Here is a 19718-nt window from a genome sequence, read left to right on the forward strand (position 1 = left end):
AATAAAATAAAAAATCCCTATGCAAAAAAGGCATAGAGATACAAATATACATACGCTTACTACAACTGGCTATCATAATTTTCATCTTAGACCCTTAGCTTTGCGTCACCAGATTTCTCTGGGTTTGCCATTTTATCACATTTAAACTATATTTAATTTTAATTAGTTGGTCACTCACTGATTTTCGTATATTTACCAATTAACAAGCCATATAATACCATGTTTTAAATTTTAAGTCAACAATATTCTATTTATTTCGACATGTATAAACGTACAAAATTATATATTATTATTTAGTAGTGCACAAAGAAAATTTGTGCTTTTTACATATCTTAAAATATTGTGACGTTATTTGTGAACTAAAAGTTCACGTGCATTTGAGTATATACCACTTTTGCAATTCTATTTTATTATTTTTATTATATTCGCATCTTAAACTGTCAATTATATGTCTTTACTTCTAAGGCTAGCTGTAAAAGATATTACTTTTTCGACAACGACCTACCTTCAAAAAGACCCACAGAGACTGGTTGTAACATAACCTCAGAGACTAGCTGTAACACTATTAAATTAACCAACGCAAGACTAGCCACATATCAAAAAAGAATAATTTCACTGTCAAAGCATTGTGGAGCATAGGAAGAATTGTACAAAGTGGAGTGAGCGTTCTAAGTCAATTTAGACTAGCTTTAAAAACTTGTCACACGCATTTGACTTATGCGAACAAAACTGCAGTTACAATTCTCTATGCGCAACATAGCTGAGTAAAGGAAATTATTATTCCTTTTTATGACCAAATAGACTAGCTATAACAAGACCTCAGAGACTGGCTGTAACAAGACCTCAAAGACTAGCTGTAACAAGAACTACAAGAACTATCTATAATACATTTAAATTGACCAACGCAAGACTAGCCACATATCAAAAAAGAATAATTTCACTGTCGAAGCATTGTGGAGCATAGGAAGAATTGTACAAAGTGGAGTAAGCGTTCTAAGTCAATTTAGACTAGCTTTAAAAACTTGTCACACGCATTTGACTTATGCGAACAAAACTGCAGTTACAATTCTCTATGCGCAACATAGCTGAGTAAAGGAAATTATTATTCCTTTTTATGACCAAATAGACTAGCTATAACAAGACCTCAGAGACTGGCTGTAACAAGACCTCAAAGACTAGCTGTAACAAGAACTACAAGAACTATCTATAATACATTTAAATTGACCAACGCAAGACTAGCCACATATCAAAAAAGAATAATTTCACTGTCGAAGCATTGTGGAGCATAGGAAGAATTGTACAAAGTGGAGTAAGCGTTCTAAGTCAATTTAGACTAGCTTTAAAAACTTGTCACACGCATTTGACTTATGCGAACAAAACTGCAGTTACAATTCTCTATGCGCAACATAGCTGAGTAAAGGAAATTATTATTCCTTTTTATGACCAAATAGACTAGCTATAACAAGACCTCAGAGACTGGCTGTAACAAGACCTCAAAGACTAGCTGTAACAAGAACTACAAGAACTATCTATAATACATTTAAATTGACCAACGCAAGACTAGCCACATATCAAAAAAGAATAATTTCACTGTCGAAGCATTGTGGAGCATAGGAAGAATTGTACAAAGTGGAGTGAGCGTTCTAAGTCAATTTAGACTAGCTTTAAAAACTTGTCACACGCATTTGACTTATGCTAACAAAACTGCAGTTACAATTCTCTATGCAAAACATAGCTGAGTAAAGAAAATTATTCTTCATTTTCTATTAATTAAATTACAAATTGCAATTGGATTTCTTAAATCCCTTTTGGATATTTGTGTTAATTGCAATTCAATATCTAGTAATTCTAATTCATATATAAACTGAATAATTGCATAAGAATCTAATATTCCACTATCTAACAATTCAGTATCTTTACATATTTCGTTTTCACTTGCACAAACTTTATTTAAAATTTCTAATATTTTATCTATCATACGCCAATCCACATTTATTTATTTAATAAATCTCTTTCTATTTGAATTAAGAGGAATTTCATTTGTAATTACAATTGATTTTGGTATTGAATATTTAGGTAACATCCTACTTAACTCTTCATAAATATACTTTTCATCAATTGTTTTATCTGCACAAACAACATAAGCCATTAATCCTATTACATCTTTAGAAGTATTTAATTTTGTACACACTTGAACTTGCTCAACACCTCTAATTTTATATATCGTATTTTCTATTTCATCTAATTCTATTCTATAGCCTTTATACTTAATTTGATTATCTATTCTACCATCAAAATATATCATACCATTCTCTATATGTCCTAAATCTCCAGTATAATAATAAATTTTATTATTAATTAGCTTAAATTGTTTATTATCATAATTTGTATATCCTTTTGATACACTTTTGCCACTTAAAACAATTTCTCCACAACTTAAATCATTAATAAATACTCCATTAGAGTCAATTATTTTAACTTCTACAGCACAATTATTCATATCACCAATTGGAAGTTTATTGTATTTTGTCATGTCTTCATTTATTTCAACAGCTGAAACACAACAAGTAGCTTCACTTGGACCATATGCATTAATGATATGCACATCTATAAAACGTTCCATAAATTTTTTTGCAACAAATGGTTTTAATACTTCACCGCACAAAAACATTATCTTTAAATTAGGTAACAATGTAGAATTAAATGATTTATCACATAAGCATAATTCTAAAAACGATGGAGTAAAAACAGCCATTTCTGCATTAGATTTCTTAATATAACAAAATAGCAAATTAAAATTTGACATGATATTATCATTTAAGCAAAACAAAAGAGATTTATTCCAAAGCGAATAATATATATCTAACACAGATAAATCAAATGAAAACAGAGCTTGATTGAGTATAATTTTAGGCTGAATTTCAGATATAATTTTAAAATTTGTAAACCAATTCAAAAAATTATTTATGTTGTTATAACTAATTTTTATACCTTTTGGATAACCAGTACTTCCAGAAGTATATATTTGATATGCTATATCATTTTCTATGCATTTATCTAATTTTTCATAATATTTATCGGAATAAAACTCCATATCAATTGAAGATATACACTCTATGTCATCAAGTACCATATTCTCGGTACATAAAACTAAATTTGCATTTGAATCTTTAATAATATAATCAATTCGGGCTTTTGAAATACTTGTATCACAAATAACATATGCAATGCGTCCAATTATACAAGCAACAATAGATATAAACATCAGTTGATTTTTATGTCCATATATTATTACTCTTTCTATATTTCTATTTCTTAAATAGCACGCTAAATTTTTTGATTTTTTATATAAATATGTTCTTTCAATACTATCATTTTCACATATATACGCATAATCTAGATTCATTTTATCACCTAATTTATTTGTCTACTAGTATACATAATTTCTTCTTTTGGTATTAAAGAATAATCATACATAACCTTAGAGTGATTGTTCAAAATCAACTCTTTTTTTACTATTTGCTTGTCATTATCAAAAACTAATCTATAAATCTGACTAACTCTAAAATATTCACCATTTTCTTCTACAAACCCATGGTTTTCTTCTGTAATTTGATATTTATACTCAAATTTTTGTGTTGACCGCAGTTCGCCACATAAATAGCCTTCACTTTGCCATATAATTAATTGTACAGGTAGATTAGTATTATTTTTAAATCTATAATCAATATGCTTATAAAACACACTCGTTCCTGTTCCAAAAGGCACTCTTCTATTTGAATCCGGGAAAAGAGCATCAGTATGATGGTGTAACTCTACTACCTCCATAGGAGAATGCAATACTAACCAATGTATTAAATTAGCCAGCTGACATAATCCTCCTCCTATATTTTTACCAACTGCTCCTTTTGAAATAGTTAGTCCATCAAGGTATCCTTTCTTAGCTAAAGGTTTACCTACAAGCTTCCAAAATGAAAATGTCTGTCCCGATTTTATTATTATACAATTTATCCTATCTCCAGCTAATTTTAAATTTTTAGCTTTATTATGCTGTAAGTTTATATCAACTCCATTCAACATTCTAAGTATTTGAGAACTGTGTCCTTTAATTATAACCGGTAGCTTCTCAGTACTTATTTTTTTACTAAATTTAGTTTTATTAATTATATCCTTTAAATCATATATAAAATATTCCTTTAATAATGATATTTTATAAGTTAATGGACATATTTCACAAAATAGCTTTCTTTTCAAAATATCCCCCTATAGCAATCAGAGATTGTATTTCCATATTTTAGCGTGGTTTATATTTATTATTATACCAAATATTTACTATTTTGTAAACTATTCAATAAACACCTTACCTTTACAAATTCACTTCCTTTGTAGCAATATTATTACTGAACATATAATCATGCTCTACAAATAATAAAGTCGGCTCATATTCTAGAATTAATTTTTCTATTTGCATTCTTGAAATAACATCTATATAATTCAACGGTTCATCCCAAATATGAAGATGTGATTTTTCACAGAGACTTTTTGCAATTAAAACTTTTTTCTTCTGTCCCATGCTTAACTCTTCAAGCTTTTTATCAAACAATATCGGGCTAAAATCAAGTTTTGCAAGCATTGCTCTAAACAAAGTTTCATTAATTCCTTCATGCTCTGTAAAATCTCTGAATTTACCGTTAAGATATGACGTATCCTGTGAAATATATGAAATCATGAGATTACTACCTATTTTAACATCTCCTGTATAGTTAATTTCATCACCTAATACTAATTTAATAATACTTGATTTACCTGAACCATTTTTCCCTTTAATTGCCACTCTGTCACCCTTATTAATTGTAAAGCTAATATTTTCAAGTAGCATATTATCACCATATGATATAGATAAATTCTGAATGTTTACAAAATTATCCTTAAAGTATTCTAACTGATATATTTTTAAATTATCAACTCTCTCTATGTTTTTTAATAAAGATTTCTTTTCATCTAAATTTTTTTCTATTCTATTCTCTAAATTCTTAGCCTTTTTCATCATTCTTGCAGATTGTGCACCGATTGCCCCTCGGTCGCAAGGTCCATTACCTATTTTAGTTTTTTCAACTAAATCACTCCATCCTTTTGACCTTCTGAAAGAATATTCCAAATGCTTAATTTCGCCCTTTAACTTTTCATTTGTAGCAATTTCAAAATTATCCTGAAGCTCCTTGTTATAGCTGTAACTCGAAAAATTACCCTTTTGTATTTCAATATTACTTTTATTGATTGAAATTATATGATCTATAATTTTATCAACAAAATATCTATCATGTGATACAAGAATAAAGCCTTTTTTTGAGTTTAAATATTCAGCTACACATTCTCTACCTTCTAAATCCAGATGATTTGTTGGCTCATCTATTAGTAAAAAGTTTTTTTTCTTTAAGAACAGTGCCGCTAATAACAATTTGGTTTTTTCACCGTTGCTAAGTGTATTAAAATTCCTGTTGAGTACATTAACATCAACATCAAGCTTTCTTATTTCTTTCTCAATAAGTTCATCTATGATAAATCCATCATGTAACATAAATAAATCTAATAAATTTCCATATTCATTTATTGATTCTTCTGAGTTTTCTTCTATACACTCATTCATTCTTTTGTTCCATTCATCAAATGGAGCTATGCTGTTTCTTACAACCGACAACGTATTGTCATTTTCATTCACTTCAAATGGAAAATATTCAAACTCTACTGAACTTGAAATAGTTCCTTGGTATTTGTATTTACCCATCAAAAGATTTAAAAACGTTGTTTTACCCTTACCGTTTCTTCCTATAAATCCCAATTTCCAATCAGTATCTATTTCGAACGATGTATTTTCAAATATATTCTGATAATTTGTTTCATAACTAAATGTTAAATTCTTTACACTTATTTTAGACATATACATTCCTCCCTATTTAAAAGACTTTTGTTTATGCATTATATATTCTTTTTTATTTAATGCATTTATATAACCACATTTAAAAACTTTGCTCTCATCAAATACAGTTTCTTTATATCCATGAAATTTGTAAGTATACAGTCCCTTTCCTTCTGTATAGGACAAAACCTTTATTTGATAATTTTTTGAATTGTCCAAGGGTATTGTCCCTTTAAACAAATATTCGTTATTTTTAATATTTGGTTGTTCATAGACTGCATTCATCATTTTTAAATCATACATTGCTTTACTTACTGTATTTTCTGGAACAATAAGTTCAAATTCATTTACAGGCTCTAAAAGCTTTGTCTTAGCATTATCAACAGCTTCCATCAGTACCATCGGTGTTAAATCTCTAAAATCTGACGGAGTGCTTGATACACTGTCATATTCTGTGTAGAAAAGTGTAATTAACATATCTGTTAATTGCCATCCATATAGTCCATGTTTGCAAGTAGTGTATACACTATCCTTTATAGCCTGTAAAAAAGATTTAGGAATAAACCCTGCAGTAACCTCTGATTTATATTTTATTCCTTCTCCTAAAGGCAGCGGTTCTACTCTCAACTGAATTGTAGCATTATATATATTAGGATATTTTCTAAAATACATAATTGCTTCACCACTTGATACCGGAGTTTCCTTGTATATAGTTTGAGTATTGTTGAATATTACATCTAAACCATAATCCCTTTTTAAAGTTTCCTCGATAATTTCCTTTTGAACTTCCCCAAATAAATTAATGTATATACCTTTATTCTCATTATCTAATTCAATTTGCAATAATGGATCCTCATCCGATAAATTTAAGAGTGCTCTGTACAACAAATGATTATCCGTATTATCCAATAATGAGATTTGTGTTTTTATTGTTGGCTTTGCAATATTTAGATATTCTATACCATCTCTTTTATGTCCAATAACATCACCTATTTTCAAATTTTGCATTCCATAAATAATACCAATATCTCCTGTACCAATTTTACTTCCATTAACAATATGTGTATTCTCAAGAGCACCTAGCTTTTTAACCTTTAATAAATTTTTGTCATTATTTACACATATCATATCTCTAATATTGATTTCACCATCAAAGACTCTGACATATGCTTTTTTCTCATTATCTGATGTTCTTTCAATCTTAAACACAACTGCGGATAATGTTTTTTTGTTTTCCTGGTTAATCGGCAAAAATGTAATTATTTTATCAAGAAGCGCTTTAGTTCCTATATTTAATATTGCTGAACCCAAAAATACAGGGTACAACATGGATGATTTAGTATTAGTAACTATTTTATCAACTAAATAATCAATAGATAAGTTTTCATATGACAAATATGCATCTAATACATCATCATCAATTTTTGATAACACATCAATTGCATTGTCAAATTCAGCATCATCTTTTAAACTTGTTTCAATGTTTATATCTTTCGTTGCTTCATTATTACATTTTTCCATTAACACAGTATTTTCTGACAGATATTTGTAGATATCTTTAAATACTCGCTTATAATCTGAACACATTCGATCTAATTTATTGATATAAATAATTGTAGGTATTTTTAACCTTTTTAACGTTTCAAATATAATTTTTGTCTGTGATTGTACTCCTTCTACTGAAGAAATCACTAAAATTGCACCATCAAGTACACTAAGTGCCCTTTCTACCTCTGCAATAAAATCCATATGCCCAGGTGTATCAAGTATATTAATTTTAACGTCTTTGTAGTTAAATGAGATAGCTGTTGACTTTATTGTTATTCCTCTTTCTTTTTCCAGCATCTACATGTGCCAATATGCCTATATTAATTGTTTTTAAAATATTCATATATTTATATACTCTCCATAAAATTTTAGACACAAAAAAACCTATGCAAAGAATAATCTCGCATAGGTTAAATTTAGCGTCATTAATTTAAAGAGCCTATAACTAATTTCTTACAAAATCATATAAATACATGTATACAGTTGAAAATAAAATATTTATTTAAAATTGATGAGATTATCCTTATAAAATATTTCATGTACAACAAATAAAGCAAATTACTTGCCGTCCCCGAAATATAAAGCTATTAACTTTTTTTAATTTATAAGAATATTTTTCTCATTTCTATCAATCTCCTGTTTTGTGTAAAAAAATTACAGTTATAGTACATTTATAGTATATTCAAATTGTTATGTTTTGTCAACAGTATATACTATTTATTTATTTTTTAACCTTTTATGATATAATTTATATAGCAAAGTTTATAACCATTTTATGTAAATGAAACAATACAGTTAGGCTGATTCAATTCATAAGTACACTCAACTATTTCAGCTGGTGTCATATGCTCAATATAAGTTAGTGTTTTTAACGCCATGCCATGACCAACAATAATTACTTTATCGTAAGATGCATATTTATCAGCTACTGCTCTGACTCTATTTCTCAAATGAGATAGACTTTCCCAGCGCTTTTCTTCATCTTTTGGATATTCTCCATGACATTTATTATAATCATTAGTTAACTCAAGACATTCATCTAAATTATCATATGTAAATGTTAAATCAGGCATCCACTCATGTAAATCCATTTCAACTTTTATATCTATACTCAATTGTTTAGATATTATACTAGCAGTTTGCATTGCCCTTGTGTATGGAGAACATACGATTAATTGAGCATCCTTTAATCTTGCATCTTTTGACGTTTCAATTACCTGCTCTATTCCTTTTTCTGATAGTGGTGCTAAATCTCTTCCATGCCCTTTATATTTTCTTTCGTCACAACCAGAATAATCCGGTTGTCCATGACGTATTAAATAAAATAAAGCCATATTCTCTCTCCTTTTAAATAAATAGTTACTTATAACATTGAAGCACTGTATTTTTATCTATATACTATTTTTTACCTATAAACATAGCATGTTCTGAATATGCCAATAATTCAGGCAATTCTAAAAATTTCTTAGCTGTTTCAATCCACAAATCGAACTCTTCTTTTGGATAAGTTAGAACTTGATTTTCATTTGGTGACATTATGCCCTCTTGTCCGAATAGATGTAACTTTTTTAAACCAAATTGTTTCATAAAAGGCTCAATTTGCTTCTGATTATAAAAACAAGATGAAGTAAAAGAAGGTCCGTCATAAATAGTTCGATTTACTATTGAATCTATAATTGATTTTGAATCTTGGTCTTCTAAATGTTTAGATAACAATCCAGGACCATTTTTTAAGTCATATATAATACTAGCAAAATCTAAAATAAATGAGCAATATAAATTCCCACTGCTTTTCAGATGATTTAGTGCTATTTTAACTGCCTTTATTCTATCTTCTTCTTCAACAAGATGATACAGAGGACCCATTAAAAACACATGATCAAATTCTTTTAAATTTAATTTATCCAATTCCAAGCAATTTTTTGAAAAAGCATTTATTGATACTTTTTTCTCTTTAGCCTTTTCTTTAGCAAACTGTATATTGCCATCAGATAAATCTACTAAAGTAACATCACATCCCTTTTGTGAATAATACATTGAATATCTACCAGGACCACCTCCAATATCTAATATTGTATCTCCCGGTTTAATATACTTATCCATCATATAGGTAGTAAAAATAAATTCAAATGGATGCCTATCAATTCTATCCCATTCATATTCAGTATTTTCATCATAATACTTTTTTACATTTACAATTGTATCTTTCATTTTAATCACCTCTATATTAAATATTTTTTTACATATTATAAAAATATAACCAGTTTATCATAGAATTTTTATATGTTCAAGTTAAATTTATGTATAAAGTTGATTACCGTCCTTTGCAATCCTCATTTTTTATATACTAGGAGAATAGAACTTTCCTAGTATACAAAAAACCAGTCATTACAACTGGTTCTTAAATTTTTTATTTTTACTGTTACATTCAGAACATACACCTTTAAAAACTATATCATGGCCCAAAATATTATATTTTGTTGCTTTTGATACCTTATCATCTATACCACTCATATATTCTAATTCAACGTCTTCAAATTTACCACAATTCATACATTTAATGTGATAATGCATATGTGTAGTCTGGTCAAATCTGTCAGCAGCATCTGGAACAGATATTTTTAATAAAAGTCCATCCTCAGATAATGAATTCAGATTTCTATAAACTGTACCTTTACTTATGTTCGGATGTAGCTGTACTACATAATTATATACATCTTCAGCAGTTGGATGATTCGCTAACTGTTTTACTGCATCTAGTACAAGCTGTCCTTGTATAGTATTTCTTTTCCTCATATCAGACCTCTTCTATATTTTATATAGGTATAAGCTATATTATAATACCATTATTTAGCAAGGTCAACTTTATTACACCTATTAATTAAAATATCTTTTTAGTAATCCTTCAAATGCCTTTCCATGTCTTGCTTCGTCTTTAGCCATTTCATGTACTGTATCATGAATTGCATCTAAGTTTAGTTTTTTAGCAAGTGTTGCTAATTCTTTTTTACCTGCTGTTGCTCCATTTTCAGCTGCAACTCTTAATTCTAAGTTTTTCTTTGTTGAACTTGATACAACTTCACCTAATAATTCAGCAAATTTTGCTGCATGCTCTGCTTCTTCATAAGCTGCTTTTTCATAATACATACCTACTTCAGGATATCCTTCTCTATGTGCTGCTCTTGCCATAGCTAAGTACATCCCAACTTCTTTACATTCACCTTCAAAGTTTGCTCTTAAACCTTCTATAACCTCTTCATCTACGCCTTTAGCTATTCCAATCACATGCTCATCTGCCCATACTAAGCCTTCACTTTTCATTTCTTCAAATTTATCTGCTCCTACATGACAAATTGGACACTCAGCAGGTGCTGTTTCTCCTTCATGAACGTATCCACAAACTTTACATACAAATTTTTTCATTTTCAAATCCTCCATAATTTTTAATATTTTTTATAGTAATAATTACTATTTGATAATCTTTATCACTTACCTTAACAATAATATATACTATTAAATAACTTTTGTCAATAGTTTTTTAAAAAATATTTATATAATTATATATAAATATTTTGCAAAGTATACTTGACATATAATGCAAAGCGTGCTATTCTTTATTTGCAAAGCAAACTTTGCAAATCGAGTGGGAGGTATAATTGAAAACTAAAATAAGGGAATTAAGAAAACAAAATAAGCTTTCACAGGAAGAACTTGCTTTAGCTGTAGGGACTACAAGACAGACTATAACATCAATAGAATGTGAAAAATATACAGCATCGCTTGTTTTAGCTTATAAGATTTCAAAATATTTTAATTTAACTATTGAAGATGTATTCAATTTTTCAGATGTGGAGGATATTTAAATGGAAAATTACAAAAAGAAAATTCAAAAAAAATTAATGCTTTTATCTTTGTTATGTATTATATGTGGTGTTATTTTGACATTAAACATATTTGATATGATTAGCATTGAAAGTAACCATGATTTTATATCAGGTGCAATCTCAGGATTTCAAGAGGGTCTTGTTTGCGCAATAATTGTATTGTGTATTATACAAATAGTACGTTTTAACAAAGCACTAAAGGATGAAGAAAAATTAAAGAAACTATACAATAAAGAAAATGACGAACGAATAAAGTACATAAAACAAAAATGTGGTGCTAACGTCATTATTTTTACAACTATAATTACTATAATTGCCGCTGTTATTGCCGTATATTTTAACAGAATTGTATTTTTCTCTTTACTTGCATGTGCATTGTTACAAATAACAGTATGCGCTGTTTTAAAGATATACTATTTAAAGAAATGTTAAATTTTTTCCATCAATATTTTATATAAAAATAGCCCTATATTAACCGAGATTTTTAAATTGTCTCAATTGTTAATACAGAGCTATTTTTGATTTTATGAAGTTTCTTCATTGACTTCTCTACCTTTAATATTAATAATTTCTTATTACGTAAGTATTATTTTCTATTTGTTCAAGACGTAAGATAAATTTTACATCTTCTTTAGATAATTGTGTCATTGGTTTTTTAAAATATATAGAAGCCTTTTCTCTTATTGAATCTACTAATCTCATTTCTATCACCTCCTTCAAATTACGATTATTTTTTCTGCCTAGATATATATATCCGCTTATTCACTATTTAAACATTTTTTTATAATTATTTTTTAAAATAAATTCTGTAGATATTGAAAGCTAAACAGAAGCAATCTGTACCCTACAATAAATATAAATCTGAGCATTTTCAAATGTACAATTGTTATATATAATAACATTACAATATAAGAATACATAGGAGATGGAAAATGAATAAAAAAAGATTTACAACTAGAAGACTTGCAGTAATAGGTTTAATGTCTGCAATGGTATTTATAGCAACAAATTTTAGAATTGATATTCCAACACCACTTGGAAAAACAATGCTTCATCTTGGAAATGTTATGTGTCTACTAAGTGGTTTGTTGTTTGGAGGATTGACAGGTGGGCTAGCATCTGGATTTGGCTCAGCAATGTTTGATTTATTTGACCCTCAATATGTTTCAACGGCGTGGATAACTTTTATCATGAAGTTTGCTATGGGATTTATTGCTGGTTCTATAGCACATAGAAATAATAAAAACGGCGAAAATAAAAAATATAATATCATTGCTGCTATAGTAGGAGCAATAAGTTATGTTATTTTGTACATATCTAAAACAATTGTAATGAGTTATTTTTTGGTAAGCACAAAGCCTGAAGGAATTATAGCTGCAACTATAACAAAAGCTACAGCATCAACTGTTAATGCAATAATGGCAGTAATATTTTCATTAATTTTAACTTTTGCATTACGTCCAGCACTAAAGAAGGCGGGATTATTTAAAAAACTAAGTTAAATAAAAATTAGAATGGTACATGTTTCTTTCATGAATGCATGTACCATTAGTTTAGTACTTCCCACCATGAAATATTTTATATTTGTTCATAGTCTAAAAAACTACGCTAAATTCATACATAAAATTAATATAGAACTTTATTACAATTTGTGATATAATTTTTATAGTTAAAATATGGAATTATTTTTTTATTTTAAATTCATGGAATTATTATGGCACCAAAATTTGTTAAAGGAGAATTATATGTTTGGAAGACGGTTCGATGGTTGGTCTTTACGTTCTAAAGATCCATTTATGAAAATGATACCTTTGATTATGAAAAAGCGAAATGATGCTCAGGTATTTTTGAACTTAGAAGTTGACTGTAAATATGCTGATGAATACATAAAACGCAAACGACTAGAAGGTATAAAGGTTTCACATATGGCAATCGTTCTTGCTGCCTTTGTACGTACTGTATCTCAACGACCAGAAATAAATCGTTTCATTGTAGGAAACAAAGTATTTGTAAGGAATCAATTGACTATATCATTTGCTATTTTAAAGCATAGGTCTACTGAAAGTGTTGAAGAAACTACTGTAAAATTACACTTTGATCCTACTGATACTTTATATGAAGTTGCGGATAAAATTGAAAAAATTATCGAGAAAGAAAAAAATGCTAACAGTGTATCTCAAGTTGACAAACTTGCAGCAACAATTTTTCGTATACCACTTATTCCGCCAATCTTAGTTGGCTTTTTAAAAATTATAGATAGAGTTGGTATACTTCCAAAGCCAATAATAAATGTATCACCATTTCATACTAGTATGTTTATAACCAATATGGCTTCAATAAGAATGAATAAAGTTTATCATCATATTTATAACTTTGGTACAACCAGCGTATTTACAAGCATCGGTAAAAGAGAAAAAAAACTTGTTATATCTAAAGATGGTAAGTTAAATACGAAATGGGTTATGCCACTAGGATTTGTTATTGATGAACGTATTGCTGCCGGAGCTACATATGCTGTAGCCCTTCACTTATGGGAAAAATACATGAGAAACCCTGAACTACTTGAAATTGTACCTGATAAAGTTCGTTATGATGATGGACGTATATATCAGTGTAAGAAAAAACACCTAAGAAAAAAATTTCAAGAAAACTTAACAGACGACTTAGAAGAAAATTTGCAAGAAGCTTAATAAAATATCAATTAAAAGAAGTAACCCTTTTTATTTAAAGTTACTTCTTTTTTTATATAATTTTTGTATTAATGCATTGTTTCAATAAGTGCTTTTGCTAGTCTATCAAATTCATCAATTTGGGTAGCTTTTACTGAAGATTTTATTGATATCATATCATTTAAAATATTGATATTTTTCATATTAGATAAAATTTCTTTCATTTGTCTGCCGCTAGTTGCAGCCCAACTGCCATTTTCAATCAATGCAACTGTTCTATTTTGTAAATTATGAGCTTTTAAATCTAAAAGCAATGTCTCCATATTGCAAAATATACCTGCATTATATGTTATAGAAGCAAAAACAAGATGACTAAATCTAAAGCTTTCAGAAACTATGACTGATGGATGTGTTGCAGAGACATCATATAGTTTTATATTCTTAACACCTAAATTAGCTAGCTTACAAGCAAGTATATTTGCTGCATTTTCGGTATTGCCATATATTGATGCATATGCAATCATTACACCGTTTTGCTCAGGAGCATATGTAGCCCATTTTGTGTGTTTTTCTATAAACCATGCTATATTATTTCTCCAAATTGGTCCATGCAATGGGCAGATAGTTGCTATATCAAGAGTTGACACTTTTTTCAAAAGTGCCATAACCTGTGCTCCATATTTACCAACAATATTTGTGTAATATCTTCTTGCATCATTCAACCAATCTTTTTCAAATTCAATTTCATCATTAAAAATATTGCCATTCAAAGCACCAAACGTACCAAAGGCATCAGCAGAATACAATACCTTATCAAGAATATCATAAGTAACCATTACCTCAGGCCAGTGAACCATTGGAGCAGTTATAAATTTAAGCGTATGCCTTCCTGTATTTAATGTATCTCCCTCTTTTACAATTAAAGCTCTAGAGTCTATATCAAAATCAAAAAACTGTTTAATCATATTAATTGTTTTTGAATTACCCACTATTTTAACATTAGGATATCGAAGAACAAGTTCCCCCATTACAGCACAATGATCAGGTTCCATATGATTAACTATAAGATAGTCAAGATCACGCTCTCCTAATAAATATACCAAGTTTTCAAAAAACTGTCCGCTAATACTCTTATCAACCGTATCAAGTAATACTGTTTTTTCATCATCTATATAGTAAGCATTATATGATATTCCTCTCGGTATCGGAAATACATTTTCAAACAATGCAAGTCTTCTATCACTTCCACCTATCCAAAACGTATCATTATTAATTTTTCTAACACAATGCATAATACTAATCTCCTAACATTTAAAATTTTTTTATTAAATTATATCATACTCTAAAGTAATAATAACTAAAATTATGTATATTTCAATAATTTAGTATAATCATTAATATTAGTTTTATGTATATATTTTCTATATAATAGATAGGATATGTTTAAGATAGAGCATATATGTGCGTTGAAATGTCGGTGAAATAATAGAAGTTGACGAGACTTTTTTAGGAAATTTTTTAAGGAAAAGTAATATTTATATAATAGTGTTAAATACTTGAAAATTGAATTATTATCCAGTATACTGAAATAAAGGGACATAGTAAACTATTGCGAAGCGTATATATATAACGGAGGATAATTTATGAAAGATTTATTTTTAGTTGAGCCTAATAAAATATATCAAAAGAGTTTTGAAAATTATGCTTTAGCCTACAAAAAAACAAATGATAAACATTACTTTAATAAATATAAAAAAGCATTAGAAAATTTCCAAGATTATTTAAGCGATTTGCACAATTATTCCGAGGTAAAAGACCTACCTCAAGGAGAGGTTATAACTTCAACCTTCTGGTTAATTGATAAAAAAGATGTTGTAGGAGTAGTGAGAATTAGACATCAAGAGATAGAATGTGCTGGTCACATAGGTTATGATATATCACCAGATTGTAGAAATAGAGGCTATGGTTTTCAGATTTTAAAACTGGCATTGGAAAATGCTATAAAGATAGGAATAGAAGATGTAATTTTAACTTGTAATATAAACAATACAGCCTCAAAGAAAATTATAGAAAAGAATAATGGGAAATTATTAGGAACTATTTTTGATGAAGAAGAAAATGAGTATCTGTATAAATATAGTATTACATTAATAAACAACTAACTTAATTCACTTTATTCCTATAATATTAATTAAGGGAAGTCTTAAAATGACTTCCTTTAAAAATGAATAACCATCAACATTATTTTTAACATAGATAAAAGATAATATCATTAAGCTATAAAGAAATTATATAGAATTTTTGAAAAAGTATGCAATGTAAATATTTTTGTTATATCATATGACGTAAACGGTCTACGCTTTATCTTATTAGGTTACATATAATTCTCATGGTAAGTCTGTTACATGTTCTAAAGACTTGTCAATTTTATTTATAGATTTTTCTAATAGATTTTTTGCTATTACTAATTGGTTTTCTGTAACTAATAATTCATTATATGCTTTTTTTAGCATAGATTCAGCACTTTTCATAATACATATTTTTTTATCAGTATCATTTCCGACATTATCATAAATCTCATCTAAGTTAAATAACTTTTTAATATCACTCAAAGATAAATTTAATTTTTTTAGCATAATAATTATTTTAACTTTTTCTAAATCATCATTATCATAACTTTTAATGCCATTTTTCAATTTCATTGGATGAATCAATCCTAATTTCTCATAGTACCTTACTGTATCTATAGAAATACAACACTTGCTTGAAAATTCACTTACTTTCATAATATCACCTCTAAGTATATTATAAAGCATGGAGTTGACTCCATGTCAATATAAAATCTATAACAGTTCTTTTTTCTTAAGTTTGACTACCATATGAAATTACACTATTCTTAAACAATATAAATATACTATTGTTCTATGTTATTGAATCTTCATCAAATTCTATGGGTTTTAGTTCAGCTTTATAAATAATAAAAGAAATAATGACTAAAATTAATATAATAATTATGATAGTGTTTTTTCTCATATACTACCTCTGTAATATAATTATTTTTTATTTGTAAAATCAAATATTTTAACTGTCAGTATACCTGTTAGACATAACCATATTGTTATTGTATTTGCAAAGACAAAATTAAGTAGATATTTTTTTATCTAAAAGTTTCTGAGTTAAATATAATGCACATTCTCTAACTATTTCGTGTAATCGTTCAGATTAACATTCATGCTTTGTTTGACTACCATATGAGATTACATTATTCTCAAACTAAAAGAGAATGATGTGAGTTTTATTGAAAAGTTTTTTTACAATGGCAATATACAAAATAATAAGGTTATGTCTATATGTTTTAAAATGAATATGGTTTTATTCAAAACCAGCACTGAATATATTTAAAAGTGACATAGGTGTTTCATCATCTATTAATTTATAAAATTCTTTATTTTCTTCATAGGAAAGCTCTATATAATAATCCTCAATATTATTATATGAATATGCTTTTAAATATGCTTTTTTACCTTGATAATAACATTTAATATTTATTGTAGGTTCGTTTATATTATCAGGTAATTTATCTATTTTTACAGTATCTTTTGGCAATATTTCTAAAATAATATATCTTATTTGTGAATATGAAACAATAGCACTATTTCCATTCATATGTTTATAAGAAAAGAATTTAGAATTTAACAACATTTGTTTAACAGTATAAATATTATTATTTAATTCATCTTGTAATGGAAGTAATGCTTCAGCTACATTATATAAATATATATTTTTACACATATAAGCTTCATGTACAAATCCTCCATTGGATAATGTTATTTCTTTTGAAAAATCATCAAAGTAAAACGTATATTTATATGCTTTAGAAATTTTACTAGTCATATAATATTCGAATTCAAAAGTTCTTAACATATTGAAATAAAAAGGATCTTTTACAATATCACTATCTGTTATATCTATAGTAGTACCACTCGAATTAGTTAAAGTAACTTTATTCCAATTATGATTTTGTATCCAATTAAAAGTATCCTCTATTATTTTTTCCTTTTCATTTTGAAATTTTGTTGCCGCTAATTCATTTTTAAAACGTAGTTGTGTAGTTTCTAACTCTTTTGAAAGAAATTCATTCTTTTCTTCTAGTTGTTTTATTGTACTTTTTAAATTTTCTATTGTTGTATTTTTTGACATAAAAATAAGTGTATCATTTGAATCTTTGTTGAAAATATATAAAATTAGAATTCCCATAACTCCTAAAATTAATATAATACAACTTAAAACAAGTATTGTTTTTAGTGATTTACACATATTACCCCCCTCTTTAATAATATAAAAATAAATTTATAAGTATTTTATTTTCTAAACTTACTGAAAAAGCTCTTTTTCTTCTCAATTTCCTTTGATTGTTCTTCATCATCACTTGAAGTCAAAAGCTGTATGCCTTTTGCTTATAATGCTTGACTTGCATGTAAAGATAGGGTTGTATTTTCTAAAGCATTTACAAGTTTTATATTTTCTTCTTGTAAGCTCTCAATTTGTTTGTTTTTGTTTGACTACCATATGAGATTACATTATTCTCAAACCTATTATTCAAAATAGTCTTTTAAATATTCAGGAAAAAAACCTGTCATGCAGTCAACTCTATAATCTATAACTAAGTTATCAGTAATATTAATTTCTATATGTGTGGAATCTTGTTCTGGTGGAGAGTTTCCATAGCTAGGCATATAGTCTAGTATTTCAAATAAATGATTATTTGTTTGTTTCGTCATTATTATTAAAGGTTCGCCTAACAAATTAATTATATCTTCTTTAGTCATATTAACAAATGTTTTGTCATAAACATATTCTTGCCAATCATCGGTTTTAATACCCTTATTCCTATTGAAATTTTCTATGTAAGTATATTCAATTATCTCAGGCTTTGAATTATTTACTAAAATAATTATACTAAAAACAAATAAAATAATATTACAAATAATAATTAAACTTATAATATGTTTTTTCATAACAACGCACCACCTTTATGTGCAAATTATACCATATAAAGGTAGTGTGCTCAATTCTAATTTATTATGGTATTAAAGGATATACCTTTAACCTAACTCCATTTCTTATTTCTGACATTACATTAAATATATTTTCACCTGGCAAGTTGTTAAGTCAACATCTCGGTTTGACTACCATATGAGATTACACTATTTTTGTATATGTTTACAAATAATAAATTAAATGCTATCTTTCTAAAATTTGAAGTCACATTGCACAATTCAAGCCATAGTGTAAACTTCGGTACAAAAATATACGTTCTTTTCGAGATAACATTTAGGAAAATAAAATTTAAATACATCTCATGTTAAGGTTCAACCATAGCAAAATAGCCATTCTTAAATTGTGTTTTCAGGCAATTTTGTTTAAATATCAACATTTTTTAATTTTTTTACCAGTTATTTTAAATATTTTATATTTTTAAAAAAACTAATAACAATCATTAATTTTTCAGTAGTTTTATTCATTATTGTTATTTATTCAACTGGTAAAATATTTATTATTATACTATTTTTTATATTAACATAATTTATATAAATTTATAAATTATTATTACAAACAAATTACTTCTTCCTTTATAAAAACTATCCATAGCATAAACTACAGAGACTAACCAAAGCAATGACTAAGAAGCATAGCTAA

19 protein-coding genes and 1 riboswitch are annotated in these 19718 nt (G+C 27.4%); of the genes, 5 read left to right on the plus strand and 14 right to left on the minus strand.

Features of this window, described 5'->3' with window-relative positions; genetic code table 11:
- Nucleotides 1-57: 57 nt before the first annotated feature.
- Nucleotides 58-139: riboswitch (cyclic di-GMP riboswitch) on the minus strand.
- Between the two features lie 1617 nt (nucleotides 140-1756).
- From JYG23_RS04660 to JYG23_RS04700, 9 genes are all read right to left on the minus strand, one after another.
- Nucleotides 1757-1978, minus strand: a complete 222-nt coding sequence (locus tag JYG23_RS04660; protein WP_207237384.1) for a hypothetical protein — start codon at nucleotides 1976-1978, stop codon at nucleotides 1757-1759.
- Nucleotides 1979-1996: 18 nt separating this feature from the next.
- The gene (locus JYG23_RS04665; RefSeq protein ID WP_207237385.1) at nucleotides 1997-3406 is read right to left on the minus strand and encodes an AMP-binding protein; all 1410 of its coding nucleotides are present in this window, start codon (nucleotides 3404-3406) and stop codon (nucleotides 1997-1999) included.
- An 8-nt stretch (nucleotides 3407-3414) separates the two neighbouring features.
- Nucleotides 3415-4254: a VanW family protein gene (locus tag JYG23_RS04670; protein WP_207237386.1), complete on the minus strand. Its 840-nt coding sequence runs from the start codon at nucleotides 4252-4254 to the stop codon at nucleotides 3415-3417.
- A gap of 112 nt (nucleotides 4255-4366) precedes the next feature.
- A complete protein-coding gene (abc-f, locus tag JYG23_RS04675) occupies nucleotides 4367-5938 on the minus strand; it encodes a ribosomal protection-like ABC-F family protein (RefSeq protein ID WP_207237387.1) in 1572 nt (523 codons plus the stop codon).
- A gap of 12 nt (nucleotides 5939-5950) precedes the next feature.
- On the minus strand, nucleotides 5951-7762 hold the full coding sequence (locus JYG23_RS04680) for a translation factor GTPase family protein (protein WP_207237388.1): 1812 nt from the start codon (nucleotides 7760-7762) through the stop codon (nucleotides 5951-5953).
- A gap of 476 nt (nucleotides 7763-8238) precedes the next feature.
- Entirely contained in the window at nucleotides 8239-8799 is a 561-nt protein-coding gene (locus tag JYG23_RS04685; protein WP_207237389.1) for a histidine phosphatase family protein, read from the minus strand.
- Nucleotides 8800-8863: 64 nt separating this feature from the next.
- A complete protein-coding gene (locus JYG23_RS04690; protein WP_207237390.1) occupies nucleotides 8864-9676 on the minus strand; it encodes a bifunctional 2-polyprenyl-6-hydroxyphenol methylase/3-demethylubiquinol 3-O-methyltransferase UbiG in 813 nt (270 codons plus the stop codon).
- Between the two features lie 177 nt (nucleotides 9677-9853).
- Nucleotides 9854-10261: a Fur family transcriptional regulator gene (locus JYG23_RS04695; RefSeq protein WP_207237391.1), complete on the minus strand. Its 408-nt coding sequence runs from the start codon at nucleotides 10259-10261 to the stop codon at nucleotides 9854-9856.
- Nucleotides 10262-10342: 81 nt separating this feature from the next.
- Entirely contained in the window at nucleotides 10343-10888 is a 546-nt protein-coding gene (locus JYG23_RS04700; RefSeq protein WP_207237392.1) for an NADH peroxidase, read from the minus strand.
- Nucleotides 10889-11121: 233 nt separating this feature from the next.
- Here JYG23_RS04700 and JYG23_RS04705 point away from each other — a divergent pair, with 233 nt between their 5' ends.
- Nucleotides 11122-11328, plus strand: coding sequence for a helix-turn-helix transcriptional regulator (locus tag JYG23_RS04705; RefSeq protein WP_207237393.1), 207 nt, complete (start codon nucleotides 11122-11124; stop codon nucleotides 11326-11328).
- On the plus strand, nucleotides 11329-11781 hold the full coding sequence (locus JYG23_RS04710) for a hypothetical protein (protein WP_207237394.1): 453 nt from the start codon (nucleotides 11329-11331) through the stop codon (nucleotides 11779-11781). It begins immediately after the preceding gene.
- A 129-nt stretch (nucleotides 11782-11910) separates the two neighbouring features.
- Here JYG23_RS04710 and JYG23_RS04715 read toward each other — a convergent pair whose 3' ends face one another.
- The gene (locus tag JYG23_RS04715; protein WP_207237395.1) at nucleotides 11911-12051 is read right to left on the minus strand and encodes a hypothetical protein; all 141 of its coding nucleotides are present in this window, start codon (nucleotides 12049-12051) and stop codon (nucleotides 11911-11913) included.
- A gap of 230 nt (nucleotides 12052-12281) precedes the next feature.
- Here JYG23_RS04715 and JYG23_RS04720 point away from each other — a divergent pair, with 230 nt between their 5' ends.
- Together JYG23_RS04720 and JYG23_RS04725 are read left to right on the plus strand one after the other, a co-directional pair.
- Nucleotides 12282-12851: an ECF transporter S component gene (locus JYG23_RS04720; RefSeq protein ID WP_207237396.1), complete on the plus strand. Its 570-nt coding sequence runs from the start codon at nucleotides 12282-12284 to the stop codon at nucleotides 12849-12851.
- 243 nt (nucleotides 12852-13094) lie between these two features.
- Complete coding sequence (locus tag JYG23_RS04725) at nucleotides 13095-14039, plus strand: 2-oxo acid dehydrogenase subunit E2 (protein WP_207237397.1); 945 nt, start codon at nucleotides 13095-13097, stop codon at nucleotides 14037-14039.
- A 68-nt stretch (nucleotides 14040-14107) separates the two neighbouring features.
- Here the strand turns inward: JYG23_RS04725 and JYG23_RS04730 are convergent, their stop codons facing one another.
- Complete coding sequence (locus tag JYG23_RS04730) at nucleotides 14108-15310, minus strand: FprA family A-type flavoprotein (protein ID WP_207237398.1); 1203 nt, start codon at nucleotides 15308-15310, stop codon at nucleotides 14108-14110.
- Between the two features lie 351 nt (nucleotides 15311-15661).
- On the opposite strand from JYG23_RS04730, the gene JYG23_RS04735 reads away from it, so the two are divergent.
- Entirely contained in the window at nucleotides 15662-16180 is a 519-nt protein-coding gene (locus JYG23_RS04735) for a GNAT family N-acetyltransferase (protein WP_207237399.1), read from the plus strand.
- A 225-nt stretch (nucleotides 16181-16405) separates the two neighbouring features.
- On the opposite strand, the gene JYG23_RS04740 is transcribed toward JYG23_RS04735, so the two are convergent.
- The 3 genes from JYG23_RS04740 to JYG23_RS04750 all read right to left on the minus strand — a co-directional run bounded on the left by JYG23_RS04740 (nucleotide 16406) and on the right by JYG23_RS04750 (nucleotide 19036).
- Complete coding sequence (locus JYG23_RS04740; RefSeq protein ID WP_207237400.1) at nucleotides 16406-16804, minus strand: MerR family transcriptional regulator; 399 nt, start codon at nucleotides 16802-16804, stop codon at nucleotides 16406-16408.
- Nucleotides 16805-17390: 586 nt separating this feature from the next.
- Entirely contained in the window at nucleotides 17391-18335 is a 945-nt protein-coding gene (locus tag JYG23_RS04745; protein ID WP_207237401.1) for a hypothetical protein, read from the minus strand.
- Between the two features lie 278 nt (nucleotides 18336-18613).
- Complete coding sequence (locus JYG23_RS04750; RefSeq protein WP_207237402.1) at nucleotides 18614-19036, minus strand: hypothetical protein; 423 nt, start codon at nucleotides 19034-19036, stop codon at nucleotides 18614-18616.
- Nucleotides 19037-19718: the final 682 nt, after the last annotated feature.

This window comes from Sedimentibacter sp. zth1, from assembly GCF_017352195.1.
In the GTDB taxonomy this organism is placed as follows: Bacteria; Bacillota; Clostridia; order Tissierellales; family Sedimentibacteraceae; genus UBA1535.

What these genes read in the sequence shown, in the direction of transcription:
- JYG23_RS04660 (WP_207237384.1), bottom strand. Translation starts at nt 1,978, where the DNA reads ATGATAGATAAAATATTAGAAATTTTAAATAAAGTTTGTGCAAGTGAA.
- JYG23_RS04665 (WP_207237385.1), bottom strand. Translation starts at nt 3,406, where the DNA reads ATGAATCTAGATTATGCGTATATATGTGAAAATGATAGTATTGAAAGA.
- abc-f (WP_207237387.1), bottom strand. Translation starts at nt 5,938, where the DNA reads ATGTCTAAAATAAGTGTAAAGAATTTAACATTTAGTTATGAAACAAAT.
- JYG23_RS04680 (WP_207237388.1), bottom strand. Translation starts at nt 7,762, where the DNA reads ATGCTGGAAAAAGAAAGAGGAATAACAATAAAGTCAACAGCTATCTCA.
- JYG23_RS04685 (WP_207237389.1), bottom strand. Translation starts at nt 8,799, where the DNA reads ATGGCTTTATTTTATTTAATACGTCATGGACAACCGGATTATTCTGGT.
- JYG23_RS04690 (WP_207237390.1), bottom strand. Translation starts at nt 9,676, where the DNA reads ATGAAAGATACAATTGTAAATGTAAAAAAGTATTATGATGAAAATACT.
- JYG23_RS04695 (WP_207237391.1), bottom strand. Translation starts at nt 10,261, where the DNA reads ATGAGGAAAAGAAATACTATACAAGGACAGCTTGTACTAGATGCAGTA.
- JYG23_RS04700 (WP_207237392.1), bottom strand. Translation starts at nt 10,888, where the DNA reads ATGAAAAAATTTGTATGTAAAGTTTGTGGATACGTTCATGAAGGAGAA.
- JYG23_RS04710 (WP_207237394.1), top strand. Translation starts at nt 11,329, where the DNA reads ATGGAAAATTACAAAAAGAAAATTCAAAAAAAATTAATGCTTTTATCT.
- JYG23_RS04715 (WP_207237395.1), bottom strand. Translation starts at nt 12,051, where the DNA reads ATGAGATTAGTAGATTCAATAAGAGAAAAGGCTTCTATATATTTTAAA.
- JYG23_RS04720 (WP_207237396.1), top strand. Translation starts at nt 12,282, where the DNA reads ATGAATAAAAAAAGATTTACAACTAGAAGACTTGCAGTAATAGGTTTA.
- JYG23_RS04725 (WP_207237397.1), top strand. Translation starts at nt 13,095, where the DNA reads ATGTTTGGAAGACGGTTCGATGGTTGGTCTTTACGTTCTAAAGATCCA.
- JYG23_RS04730 (WP_207237398.1), bottom strand. Translation starts at nt 15,310, where the DNA reads ATGCATTGTGTTAGAAAAATTAATAATGATACGTTTTGGATAGGTGGA.
- JYG23_RS04735 (WP_207237399.1), top strand. Translation starts at nt 15,662, where the DNA reads ATGAAAGATTTATTTTTAGTTGAGCCTAATAAAATATATCAAAAGAGT.
- JYG23_RS04740 (WP_207237400.1), bottom strand. Translation starts at nt 16,804, where the DNA reads ATGAAAGTAAGTGAATTTTCAAGCAAGTGTTGTATTTCTATAGATACA.
- JYG23_RS04745 (WP_207237401.1), bottom strand. Translation starts at nt 18,335, where the DNA reads ATGTGTAAATCACTAAAAACAATACTTGTTTTAAGTTGTATTATATTA.
- JYG23_RS04750 (WP_207237402.1), bottom strand. Translation starts at nt 19,036, where the DNA reads ATGAAAAAACATATTATAAGTTTAATTATTATTTGTAATATTATTTTA.